We start from the raw sequence: 11,245 nt of genomic DNA, 5'->3' as shown, positions 1-11,245 counted from the left end.
CCGAAGAGTATCCGCAGCCACGTCAGTTTGCAATTGCAAGACCAGGAGGTGGTGGCAATCGAACCACATACCCCGCGACCTAGGACATTGGCTGCTATGGGGGCGTAGAAACGGCAAGGTTCTCACAAGGCAAGGAGGTGATCCAACATGACCGACTGGAAAGAGCGCCATGACGAGGCGAAAAAGCGAGTGGGAGAGGCTCCCTACGGCTCTCGGGAGTACTGGCGCAATGCGGCAAAAGTTCTTTCTGTCCACGCAGGGCCGGGGATGAAGCCTGAAACCCGAGCCAAATTGGAAGCTCTGGCCCAGAGCGAGGATCCCGCGACGAGCCTGATTGCGCGAGCGGCCCTGGGAGGAGTCTGCTATTGGCCAGATCTCCAGGCAACAGCCGATGAAGACTAGCGGTGCGGGGAGCTTCGGGGGGACTAGTCATAAAGAGGTAGCAGAGCTCATGAAAAAAGCCGTGCCGAAACTTGTGGGAATCGAAACCGAGTATGGAGTGGGCGGCGGCGACGACACAAACGGGCGATACGGTCGTAACTTACGCGCCGCGGAGCTTGTTCTGTCTTATTCTGGTGACAGCCATCTTGGTTTCAGAAGAGAATTCTTGCCAAACGGGGCAAGGCTTTACTGCGACCATACGCACGTGGAGTACTCGACGCCTGAGACAAGATGTGCTCGGACACTTGTTGCTGCGGTAAAAGCTGGGGACCTAATCGTCAGCAGAGGAGCACAGCTTGCCAATTCCCGCCTTGGGGGGGGTCGCAGGGTCGTGGTGCTTGCCAACAACTCTGATGGACAGGGCCACAGCTATGCGGGCCACCTCAACTTTCTCGTCTCGCGGGACGCTTTTGACGACTGGTTTAACCGGCGGCCCCATGTCTTCTACATGTACTGGATTCCCCACCTAGTGACCGCTCAGCTCTACACGGGTGCGGGCAAAATCGGCGCAGAGAACGGCGCAAGTCCTGTTCTCTTCCAGCTCTCGCAGCGGGCTGATTTCATGGAGACAGCCGCGATAGAGTTGCAGACCACGCACCATCGGCCGCTGGTCAATGCGCGCGACGAGGCGCTGGCGGATCCAAGGCGATTCGCCCGCCTCCACGTTATTGCGTTCGATACCAATATGGTGGAGTATGCCCTGTGGCTCAAGATCGGGACTGCACAGCTGGTTTTGGCCATGATGGAAGCCGGTTTCATCAGAAGGAGCCTCGCTCTGGAGGATCCGGTACAGAGCATGAGGGAGATTTCTCGCGACCTCACTCTACGGCGCAAGCTGGCGATGGAAGACGGAACAAGAATGACCGCACTTGACATCCAGGAAGAACTCCTTCTGCAAGCTTCACGTTTTGTGGCGAGAGGATTTGCTGAGGACCTGGTCCCCGAGGCTAAAGCTATCTTAGAGGCATGGACTGAGACGTTGGTGATGCTCCGGAACAAGCGCCAGCAGCTGATTGGCAGAGTCGATTGGATCACCAAGTTGTGGTTGATGCGCCTCCATCGCCAGAGGCATGGTGTGGAGTGGTCAGACCCTTCGATGAGGGCGATCGACCTGCAGTATCATAACCTGGACCCTGAAGAAGGCATTTATCATTCGCTTGTCAAGGGGGGCCTTGTCGTGCGGGTGGTCACCGATAGGGAAATTGAGCGTCTAGTCGAAGAAGCACCATCTGACTCCCGCGCCTATTTTCGAGGCCTGTGCCTGAAGAAATTCCCTGGCAGAATCGTAAGGCTCAACTGGGATGGTTTAGAACTGTGCAGCAACGGTGTCCAACGCTGGTGGCGTACGGCTTGGCTACCCCTTCCCGATCCACTCAGGCCTCTGCCCGAAAGCGTCAAGGACGTGGGGTCCATCGATGTTGATGAGCTCCTGGCCGTGGCCATGGAAGAGGATGCGAAACTGAGAAGGGGGAAAGATATGCAATGGACCTACCATAACGGTTACGAGTATGATGGAGGAAACTAAGATGCAAGCAACCAAACAGAGAAGCAAGGAACTAACCGCACCGGTAACCACGCAGGGTCCCCTGGATCCTCCGGATGTGGCCGGGCCCGTCACATCAAACGATCGCCCCCACGCAGAACAGCGGCTAAAGGCAGTAGAGGCGGCTCTCGAGAAGGTCTTGTCCAAAGACTCAATGAGCCTTCTGGAAACGTTTGAACAAGAGGGTGGTGAATAACCCCATGGGCGTGCCTAACCAAATCGTTCTCGGCCTTGAGGTGGAATACGCACTCGCATCTCAGCGAGGCCCAGAGGCCCTCCAAGAGAGGAGGTGCTTGCCGGAAACTATACTACGCCAACTCAGGCGGTATCCCCACCTGCAGGACAGGGGCCGCACGGGCCTTCACCTCGGCAACGGGTGCAATGTATACGTCGATACCGGACGTCATCTTGAGTTCGGGACGCCTGAGGTCACGAATCCTCGCGACATCGTCCTCTGGGAAAAGGCGGGAGAGCGGCTCCTCGAGAAGGCCTCTGAGGGGGTCCAATCGGAACGAGACATCGGCGTGTACAAGAACAACGTTGATTATGCAGGCCACACTTGGGGGTGCCACGAAAACTACCTTGTGAGTAGGCGGCTGTCTTTCGAACGCATCGCTAAAGAGCTGCTCCCCTTCCTCATCACACGGCAAATCTATGCAGGCTCCGGCAAGATTTCTTGTGTCTCAGGAGGGATTGGCTTCGAACTGTCCCAGCGAGCCGCCTTTATTGAGGTTGCGGTAAGCAGGGAGACCGTAGGGTGTAGAGGTATTCTCAATACGAGAGACGAGCACCTGAGCACGGAGCAATACCGCCGTGTTCATTTGATCCTCGGAGACAGTTTGATGTCGGAGCGTGGTACCTTCTTGAAGATCGGTACTACAGCTCTGCTTTTGAGGATGATGGACCTTGGAGTGCATTTGGGAGACGGGTTTGAATTTGACGACCCAGTAGAAGTGCTCCACTTCGTGAGCCGTGACCCGCTTTGCAGAAGAGCACTACGAACAACGGATGGGCGTAGTGTCACAGCTACGGAGGTACAGCGACACTACCTCACGCGCGCAGAAGACTCCATCGGAAAGAGAGGTATCCCCGAATGGGGAGAGCTTGTTGTCCGTGAATGGCGCAGTGTGCTCGATCAGCTTGAGGCAGACCCACTCAGCCTTAGGTCGTGCCTGGATCCTTACATCAAGTTCGATCTTTACTCCAGGCTCCTCCAACGGTGGGGCTCTTCTTGGGATCACGTGAACAAAATGGCGCCCGGAAAGCCCGCCAGGCGGGAGCCAGAAGAGCTTGTCGTTTTGCGACAAATCTTCGGTGAGGAAGGCGTACTTCACCTGGAGTGCCTTTTGTCGGCGATGCGTGAAAGGGAGCCAGGGCCCAAGCCCTCTCCTTTGGCACAGAAGCTGATGGCTCTCGACATAAGCTATCATGACGTCCGGCGGAGAAGCAGCCTCTTCTACAGCCTTGAACAACAAGGACTGTTGGAGCACCGTGTGGTCACTGAAGATGAAATCGCCTCCGCCATGGTATCGTCACCTCCAGATACTAGAGCCGCTGTCCGTGGTCGTGTGATTCGGCAGTTTTCCGGTCTGGAAGCGGGCGTAGCAACCTGGTATGCCATTTGGGTCCCTGGGAGGGTGCTGGACCTTCGTGACCCTTTTGAAACCGACGAGAAGTGGCGTGCGAGCACGGAAGAAGGACTGTAGACCGGCCTTGTCATAAACACAGGCGAGAGGGCCAGATATGGCGTACCAGACGCCAATGACCACGATCGAACCGATCTTGTTGGCCTACCTCCTGGAAAAGGGGGTAGGCATCCGGCCGGTGGACCGAGACACGATTGTGCTTGGCCCTGTCCCGGTGGATCCTGGGGTCTTTACTAAGCCCCAGAGTAACCTCTTGCTTCGGCGCGTTGAGCCGTGGGACCGCTATATTGTCTGCGTTGACGCTGACTTGGAAACGCGGGGGCGAGCCACTCCAATGAGTGGGGTGCGCTTTTCTCACCCTGCCAACGGGTGGAAGGCGATATTGTTTGAAGAGCTTGCGGGAGACCCCAGTGAAGCGCTTCTGGAGACACTGCAACTGCTCGGAGCACCCGATTTGCCGCCGCCTCACTCCCTGCGCACACAAAAGCCTCCGGGGAGGGACTTCCGTCCACCTACGGGGCGGCTGTCTGATCACTTCACGAAGGCCTTGACAGACTTGCCACGGGACGGGGAACTGCCGCCCACAATTGGCCGAGACAAGGAGGTCCACCAGGTTCTCGCCGTAATCCAGCAATGGCACAGAATGGTACCCCTCGTCGTGGGTGAGTCTGGTGCAGGAAAAAGTAACCTTCTCGTTGCTTTGTCTCGAAAGCTTATGTTATCAAACAGACGTGTGCGGGTACTGGAGGTGGTCAGATTAACTGCCGAGTACAATCTTCCTGGTGAGGCCGAGAGGGCATTCGATAGAATCCTGGACGAGATGGAGGCCGAAAGTAACTGCGTTCTAGCCATCGACGATGTCGACGTTCTGCTCTCTTGTTGCTCTCAAAGGGAGATTCTTCTCCGGCGTCTTGCTGATTGTGGCGTGCCTGCGTTTGCTACAGCTCTCCCTGGTTTCCTCTGCAACCTGGAGTCACCAATCCTGCGGCGGAGGTATTTCCCTGTGGTGCTCTACGAGCTAAATGGAGGACAGACAAGAGAAGTTCTCCGTGCTCTGAAGCCGCTTGTCGAACGCCATCACCGGGTACGAATCCCCGAGCCGATGATTGACTTGTGCGTAGGACTCTCTTCAGGAAGACCAGGCGTGTTTCCCGGGAAGGCCGTAGATTTGCTCGATCTCGCATGTGCCGAGGTCGCAGAAAGAAAGGGGGACACGTTGACGGCGGATGACCTTGTCGCTACAGCTGGCAGAGAAGGGTTCGCCTCACCGGGCAGCCCCCTCGATCCGTGGAGTAGTGGCTCCTGAGTCTTTAACGAACCTTGAGGGCGAGCTCCCATGGAGAAGCAGGTGAGGTCCGCGCGCTATTTGTCTAGTACCTTTCTCCCCTAATGCGGAGGGCTCCTGTTTGGCGCCCACAGCATCTGATTGGCCTACTCACAGCTGAGACTGCAGGTTGGCCCGTCACTCATCATTCGGAGTGCGCCGACCCCCGGGCTAGACGCAGCGTTCCTCATTGCACCTCCGCGCTGGGTTACCTTCTCTCCTGTGCCTGAGTTACCCTCTCCGGTAACTACTTGGCCGGGGGCCTATGTGAAATGCAGCTAGGCCAGCGGGCGCTGGCATGACGCTTTTCTTACCTGCGGCCGCTACCTCATAACCTCCCTTAATGCGGCCGCAGCGGTGTAGAAAACGCCTACCCCTCCAAGATGGGCCGCTACGCGCAGCACTTCGGCGATCTCTCCGCGCGTGGCCCCCTCTTGCATCGCGGCGGTTGCCAAAGCGCGTACGCCATTAACCGCCCCGTGCGCCGCATCAAAGGCCATGGCCAGGAGAAGCTTGGTCTTGCGCGGCACCTCCCCTGCGGCGAACACGAACTCGTCCATCTCCCGGATATGCTTCAGGACACCGGGATCAAGCTCTTGAAACACAGAAAGCGGATGCTCTGACATCTCTTCATTCCTCCTTCGCATCACCAAAGGCCATCGCGCGCAGCATGTGAAACCCGGCGGACTTGCAAAACCTTCAAGGGTTAAGCTGGCGGCCGTGTTCGCTTCTGGCCAACGATGCCAAGCTAGCCGCCACACTCAGAAGGCACCCCACCCAGAAGGCTCGGCCGAGGGCTGCGAGGAAAATGGTTGCTTCTTCTGCTGAAAGCTGACCCTTTCCCAGAACAGGTGCCGGCGTGGTTGCGTATAGCACAACGCCTGCGATCGCGATGCCGAACACCATGCCCACATTGCGCATCGTGGCAAGGACGCCAGACGCAGTGCCCAATCGGTTTCTAGGCGCGTGGCCCATAACCGCGCTATTGTTTGGCGATTGGAATAGGCCGGTGCCGCACCCAAACAGGGCGAGCCTCCAGGCTACGTCATGTGGCTCGGCACCACCGGGGAGGCCTGCCATCAGGGCAAGCGCCAGCGCGGAAATGGCAGCTCCAAGGAACGCCAACGTCCTTGTGCCAATGCGGTCGGAGAGAGAACCGCTCAGCGGCGCCACAATCATCACGGCCAAAGGAGAGGCGGTCATGACCAGCCCCACCTTGTTGGCAGGGAGCAGAAGCACCCGCTGCAAGTAGAACGGTGTGAGGAAAACGAGCACGTATTGCGACATGAAGCTCAGCAAGGCGGCCCCCAGTCCGAGGCTGAACACGCGGTTGTGGAACAAGGTGAGGTCCACAAGCGGAGAGACGGTTCTCTTTTCCGTGAGGAGAAAGAGAGACGCCGCGATGCCCGCAGCTGCCAACACGCCCCACAGGAGACTGGGCACGTGGCCACTTTGGGCGCGATTGACAAAGAGGAGAAACCCGAACAGTGCCAAGAAACAGGTCACAGCACCTTGCCAGTCAATACGGGCGGCGTCATTCTTTGTCGAGGGGAGGACGCGCGCGGCAAGCAAGAGCCCCGCAACCCCAATGGGGATGTTCACCAGAAACACAAAGCGCCACCCCAAGGTGGACGTAATAAGGCCTCCTAGCGAAGGGCCGATAGCCAGTCCTGCGGAGATGCTGATGGCGTTGATGCCCAGCGCCTTGCCGCGTTCTTGCGGCGGGAACACGGCAGTGATGAGTGCGAAAGGGACAGCCATCATCATGGCGGCCGCCAGTCCTTGAATGGCACGAAAGGCAATCAGCCATCCGGCAGCAGGCGCCAATCCACACAAGGCGGAGGCGACTACGAACCCCGCAAGTCCCGCAAGGTACACGCGGCGATACCCCACAATGTCGCCGAGCCGCCCAAACAAGAGCAGCAAACTGCTGATGGTCAGCAAATAGATCATCGGCACCCATTGGATAACGGCGACAGGCACGCCAAAGGAGGTGCTAACTGTGGGCAGGACAACATTGACGATGCTCCCATCGATGGGCCCCATGATACCCCCCAGCATTACTGCTGCCAGCACTGAATACCGTTTCTCGTATGGCCCGCGCTCCACTGCTGATATCCCTACGCTCACCTCACCTTCCTTTGGCATGTTCTATCCTTTCCCTTTCACCCTCCATTCGCCCTCAGCATGCTACCTGTGAACTGTGCATAGAGCCCATGCGAGCGCGGTACTCACTCGCGCTAAGGCTAGGGGAGAAACCCGGACTAGCCTTCAGGGACTTTCCGCCTCCTTGGCAAATTCTCCGTGAAGGAGCTCCGGGCGGGTCTGACTGAGAGCTATCGACCTTGTCGGCCGGGTCTCCTTGGGGCACAAAACAGGTCTCAGCGTGGCACTAGTTATCCTTCTGCAGGATCGCCACAACATGAGCAGTGAGGTACCGATTAAGAATAGGCACGTGCCTGACAAACTGCATTCCCTTTATCATTCGCTGACGAAGTGCGATCGGTCGCATGCGGAGCTCACGCACCAATTGCCTGAATTCAGAGATAGTTATTCGGTTGAGTTCCAGAAAGTGGTCAATGTACGAAAGCCTGCCGAAGCGTGGTGCTGGATTGAGCCTTTTCAACACGTTGACGAGAGTAGTGGAGGAGAAGAACAGCTGGCACCAAGGGATGTGGATGTAGTCGTAAACATGAGCGGCGCTCGGGCTCGTCCAGGGCGGGAAAAAGGCACAGAGCATTCCTCCGCCCTTTAGGACACGTTTGCATTCATACAAGGCACGCCGGAGTTCCTGCCTGCGGATGTGTTCCACCACCGCGTTTAGCAGGACTACGTCAAAGGAGCGATCCGCAAAAGGAAGCGCGGCGAGACTTCCCACCATAAAGACAAGGTTTTGTTGCGCTGGGGCGTCGGAAAACCTCCGGGCGTATCTGACGTGCTGCATGTCATTGTCGAGTCCGAGCACATAGGACGCACCGTGCTGCGCGCAATATGCAGTCTTGCCACCGAAGCCGCAGCCACCATCAAGAACCACCTTCCCGCCCAGCTGCAGATAAGGCGCGTAATAGGAGAGAACCTCTTCCGCTTCGCCCGCATCAACGTCGTAGGCCGACTTCGGTGAATCCCTTTCGCGCAACGTCCTCGCCGGAAAGAGGCGGTTCAGAGCCAAGCAAACCCGTTCACTGGTTCTCATGTCTTCCCTCCTTCGCATGAGACCTCACACGAACACCAGTATCTCTCGATGGAGATGCGGCGCCCCTAGTTCCTTCTCAATGGGGAGAGGGTCTTTTCCTTTGCACCTACCCACCTCAGGCCAAGACAATCAATTATGCTGTCTAGCAGGTCAATGTCCGTGACCCTTGAGCAATTGTCTCGCGTTTAGCGCCCGGAAGGGCCCTCTCCTCCTTGCTGCTCCATCAACAAGGGTCGTCTGCTCTCATGGTGTGCTTGGGGTCCAAGCATTCCTGTCGTTGCCGGCAGCCAGACCCTGAAGAATCTAACACGCCCCACGGAGAATGGCAAGAAGAATGTCGAGACCCTGCACGGGGAACTCAGTGATATCCGCGATTGCAAGCTGGAACCTGGTTCATTCTTGTGCTGTGAGCGGGGCGCGTAGGGATACCTCTCGGCTGGGGGTTTTCTACGCTTTCAACAACATACGCAGGGCGGCCACCAGAAGAACTGCCCCGAAAATCTTCTCCAAGACCACGTCCGAGAGCCAGCATGCGAATCGTGCCCCTGCCAGCCCGCCCAGGAAGTAACCCGTTGCGACGAGCGCGGCAATACGTATGTCCACATACCCGTTCCGATAGTAGGTCCAAGCGGCCAGCAGGCCAATGGGTGGCACCATGAGCGCCAGTGTTGTTCCCTGTGCTTGATGCTGCGAGAGCTTGAACAAGAGTGCTAAGGCCGGCACCAGGATAATTCCTCCCCCGATGCCGATCACTCCACTAAGGACCCCAGCTCCGAAACCGAGAAGACAAAGTAACAGGGATTGTATCATTGTGGCGCTGCCTCCTAATTGACGGTGTCAATTGAACACTCAGGCTGATTCTTGTCCCGAGAGCAACAGGGCAATGTGGGAGCGCACGGTTTCCTTGAGAGCGGTAGCGTTCATCGTGCGGACCATGGTGGACGAGAGCGGTTTTCCGATGCGCAGAACCATGCGTCCTGGGCGGATGAGCCAGCTCCCCTTGCGATTGATCTGCAAGGCGTTCACCATGGCCAGAGGTACCACGTCGACTCCTGCCTGGCGAGCCATGTCGAAGGGGGCGCGCATGAAGGGGCGGAGGTTGCCGTCAAGGGTCCTATGGCCTTCGGGCATGAGCACGATGGAGATCCCCCGCCGAAGCGCCTCCCTGGCACGGCACAGGCTGTCCATGGCCGAAAAGGGATTCTTCTGGCTAATGGGGATGTTGCCAATACGCTTGATCACAAGACCGTACAAGAACCATCGGAAATGACCCTCCAGCTCCACCCCTCGCACCAACTGTGGCAGGTGACCACCGAGCACAAAGACGTCAAAAAGGTTCACGTGGTTGCTCATAAAGAGGTAAGTGCGGTCCGGACGGATGTTCTCCAGCCCCTCGACCTTAACCCGAATCCCCAACGCCTTGAGCAGGGTCCGGCACATCCACTTCAAGGCCCGGTCGTAGGTCTTCATCGGCAGGAGCAGGGTCGCCACCAGGAGTGTACCTCCGAAAAGACCAAGGAGCAGGAGGCCCCAAAGCCACAGCAGCGCAGATATTATTTGTCCCATTTACCCAAAACCTGCAAGCGTCTGGGGATAATGCCCACCTCAATTGGAGTGGAGCCAAGGAGCTCGCCGTCCGGTGTCAAGATCTTCGGTTTGTCTGTGACTGCGACGATGTGTCTGGCACGGAAGGTCTCCACTTCTGGGAGCTCCAGGTGGGCCCCACGAAAGATGAGGGGAAATGACTTGAGCAGTTTGCCGCGCGAAATGCGATTCAGGATGACCAGATCAAGATAACCGTCGTCCAAAACGGCTTGCGGTGCCATCAGCATGGTGCCGGCGGTGTAACGGGAGTTGCACACCTCGACAAAACAGTTCGTCCTTTCGTACGTGGCTCCATCCACAGTGAGCACGAGATGGCAATGAGACAGGGCAGCAGTGATCTGGAAAACCCCGATGACATAGCTCAAATGACGCAAGGCCTTGTAGCGGATAGCTGCGTGGCATACGTCGGACACAAAACCAAAGCCGAGCATGTTCATGAAGTAGTAGCGCTTCCGCTCAGTGCTCACCCAGGCCACGTCTACTGCTTTGCGCTCTCCGTTCAGGATGGCCCCAACCGCTCCGTCAAAGTCGCCGAATACACCCAGGTCTTGCGAAAAAGAGTTGCCACTGCCCACGGGGATTACCCCCAGCGTGGTCGAGGTGGGAGCCTCTGCCTGCATCAGACCGTTGACAACCTCGAAGAGGGTGCCGTCGCCCCCGACGCAAACGATGGCATCGAGTTCGGCGACGTTGAGCTTACGTGCTAGCTGCACTGCATGGCCAGGGTATTGCGAGATGTGGGGCACATACTCCACACCCCTATTGCGTAGGGCAGTTGCCGCCCGCACGCCGGCCTTTGCGCCCCGACCGTTACCCGCTGCGGGATTGATGACAAGCGCCACCCTCATGCGGCCGTTCTCCTCTTTGCTCTCGGATCTTTGTGTAACGCGAAATTTAGCCATTTTCGGGATAATGTCAAGAGGATTTTCTTGATTCGAACGACAGGCCCTGTACACTCTTCTGTCTGGCGGTGTTCTACGCGACATTAACTGTTCATGAACCGTTCTGGGGAGGGGGCGCCTCTTCACCCCTTTCGCGTGGGGAACCTGCGAGCCTCTCTGGCCATCGTCGAGGTCGTGGCCCGGAGCAGTATTCGAAGGCGGACCTCAACACCGGCCAAGCCCAAGTACCAAACGTGCTCGACTATTCAGTCCTAATTACAAAAAAGCCTTGAAATTAATCCTGGAAATTGTTATCATTAAACCAGAATCGTGCCTAAGAGAGCGCGATGGCCCTGCGCGAAGGCCGTGGAGGTGGTAGTGGAGGTGAGCGGAGAAATGCGGTGTGGCTGCTGTGGGGCAAGCGCCAGGGGGGTGAAGGGCGTTGCCGTGCGACAGCCAGCAAATGGCCTCTTCAAAGCACGCTAACAAGGACCCGGTAGGCGCCGGCGTCCTTTTTTGTTTGCTTGCGTGCGGCCTGGCGGTGAGGGTGGCTGGAGGATGGGTTGAGGAACGCCGAAGCTGACAATGGCGATCTGAGTTGCAATGAACTAG

General features: G+C 57.5%; 11 protein-coding genes. 5 read left to right on the top strand and 6 right to left on the bottom strand.

Annotation, left to right across the window (positions count from 1 at the left end; translation table 11 throughout):
- The first annotated feature begins 147 nt into the window (after nt 1–147).
- The 5 genes from ONB25_14475 (at nt 148) to ONB25_14455 (ending at nt 4,936) form a co-directional block, all read left to right on the top strand.
- Nucleotides 148–402, top strand: coding sequence for a hypothetical protein (locus ONB25_14475; protein ID MDZ7394089.1), 255 nt, complete (start codon nt 148–150; stop codon nt 400–402).
- A gap of 49 nt (nt 403–451) precedes the next feature.
- Entirely contained in the window at nt 452–1,966 is a 1,515-nt protein-coding gene (locus ONB25_14470) for a proteasome accessory factor PafA2 family protein (protein ID MDZ7394088.1), read from the top strand.
- Nucleotide 1,967: 1 nt separating this feature from the next.
- A complete protein-coding gene (locus ONB25_14465) occupies nt 1,968–2,180 on the top strand; it encodes a hypothetical protein (GenBank protein ID MDZ7394087.1) in 213 nt (70 codons plus the stop codon).
- Between the two features lie 97 nt (nt 2,181–2,277).
- Nucleotides 2,278–3,690: a proteasome accessory factor PafA2 family protein gene (locus ONB25_14460; protein MDZ7394086.1), complete on the top strand. Its 1,413-nt coding sequence runs from the start codon at nt 2,278–2,280 to the stop codon at nt 3,688–3,690.
- Between the two features lie 37 nt (nt 3,691–3,727).
- Nucleotides 3,728–4,936, top strand: coding sequence for an AAA family ATPase (locus ONB25_14455; GenBank protein MDZ7394085.1), 1,209 nt, complete (start codon nt 3,728–3,730; stop codon nt 4,934–4,936).
- 341 nt (nt 4,937–5,277) lie between these two features.
- On the opposite strand, the gene ONB25_14450 is transcribed toward ONB25_14455, so the two are convergent.
- The 6 genes from ONB25_14450 to ONB25_14425 all read right to left on the bottom strand — a co-directional run bounded on the left by ONB25_14450 (nt 5,278) and on the right by ONB25_14425 (nt 10,600).
- Entirely contained in the window at nt 5,278–5,580 is a 303-nt protein-coding gene (locus ONB25_14450; GenBank protein ID MDZ7394084.1) for a carboxymuconolactone decarboxylase family protein, read from the bottom strand.
- Between the two features lie 73 nt (nt 5,581–5,653).
- Nucleotides 5,654–7,102: an MFS transporter gene (locus ONB25_14445; protein MDZ7394083.1), complete on the bottom strand. Its 1,449-nt coding sequence runs from the start codon at nt 7,100–7,102 to the stop codon at nt 5,654–5,656.
- 244 nt (nt 7,103–7,346) lie between these two features.
- A complete protein-coding gene (locus tag ONB25_14440) occupies nt 7,347–8,147 on the bottom strand; it encodes a class I SAM-dependent methyltransferase (protein ID MDZ7394082.1) in 801 nt (266 codons plus the stop codon).
- A gap of 447 nt (nt 8,148–8,594) precedes the next feature.
- The gene (locus ONB25_14435; GenBank protein MDZ7394081.1) at nt 8,595–8,957 is read right to left on the bottom strand and encodes a sulfite exporter TauE/SafE family protein; all 363 of its coding nucleotides are present in this window, start codon (nt 8,955–8,957) and stop codon (nt 8,595–8,597) included.
- A 39-nt stretch (nt 8,958–8,996) separates the two neighbouring features.
- Complete coding sequence (locus tag ONB25_14430) at nt 8,997–9,713, bottom strand: 1-acyl-sn-glycerol-3-phosphate acyltransferase (GenBank protein ID MDZ7394080.1); 717 nt, start codon at nt 9,711–9,713, stop codon at nt 8,997–8,999.
- Nucleotides 9,701–10,600: a diacylglycerol kinase family lipid kinase gene (locus ONB25_14425; protein MDZ7394079.1), complete on the bottom strand. Its 900-nt coding sequence runs from the start codon at nt 10,598–10,600 to the stop codon at nt 9,701–9,703. Before ONB25_14425 ends, ONB25_14430 begins: the two co-directional genes overlap by 13 nt.
- Nucleotides 10,601–11,245 lie beyond the last annotated feature (645 nt).

Source organism: candidate division KSB1 bacterium (genome assembly GCA_034506335.1).
Classification (GTDB): Bacteria; Zhuqueibacterota; Zhuqueibacteria; order JANLFK01; family Oleimicrobiaceae; genus Oleimicrobium.
This window is presented reverse-complemented; position numbering and strand designations above follow the sequence as displayed.

Excerpts from the sequence above, each read along its gene's own strand:
- ONB25_14475 (MDZ7394089.1), top strand. The coding sequence starts at position 148 with ATGACCGACTGGAAAGAGCGCCATGACGAGGCGAAAAAGCGAGTGGGA.
- ONB25_14470 (MDZ7394088.1), top strand. The coding sequence starts at position 452 with ATGAAAAAAGCCGTGCCGAAACTTGTGGGAATCGAAACCGAGTATGGA.
- ONB25_14465 (MDZ7394087.1), top strand. The coding sequence starts at position 1,968 with ATGCAAGCAACCAAACAGAGAAGCAAGGAACTAACCGCACCGGTAACC.
- ONB25_14455 (MDZ7394085.1), top strand. The coding sequence starts at position 3,728 with ATGGCGTACCAGACGCCAATGACCACGATCGAACCGATCTTGTTGGCC.
- ONB25_14450 (MDZ7394084.1), bottom strand. The coding sequence starts at position 5,580 with ATGTCAGAGCATCCGCTTTCTGTGTTTCAAGAGCTTGATCCCGGTGTC.
- ONB25_14445 (MDZ7394083.1), bottom strand. The coding sequence starts at position 7,102 with ATGCCAAAGGAAGGTGAGGTGAGCGTAGGGATATCAGCAGTGGAGCGC.
- ONB25_14440 (MDZ7394082.1), bottom strand. The coding sequence starts at position 8,147 with ATGAGAACCAGTGAACGGGTTTGCTTGGCTCTGAACCGCCTCTTTCCG.
- ONB25_14435 (MDZ7394081.1), bottom strand. The coding sequence starts at position 8,957 with ATGATACAATCCCTGTTACTTTGTCTTCTCGGTTTCGGAGCTGGGGTC.
- ONB25_14430 (MDZ7394080.1), bottom strand. The coding sequence starts at position 9,713 with ATGGGACAAATAATATCTGCGCTGCTGTGGCTTTGGGGCCTCCTGCTC.
- ONB25_14425 (MDZ7394079.1), bottom strand. The coding sequence starts at position 10,600 with ATGAGGGTGGCGCTTGTCATCAATCCCGCAGCGGGTAACGGTCGGGGC.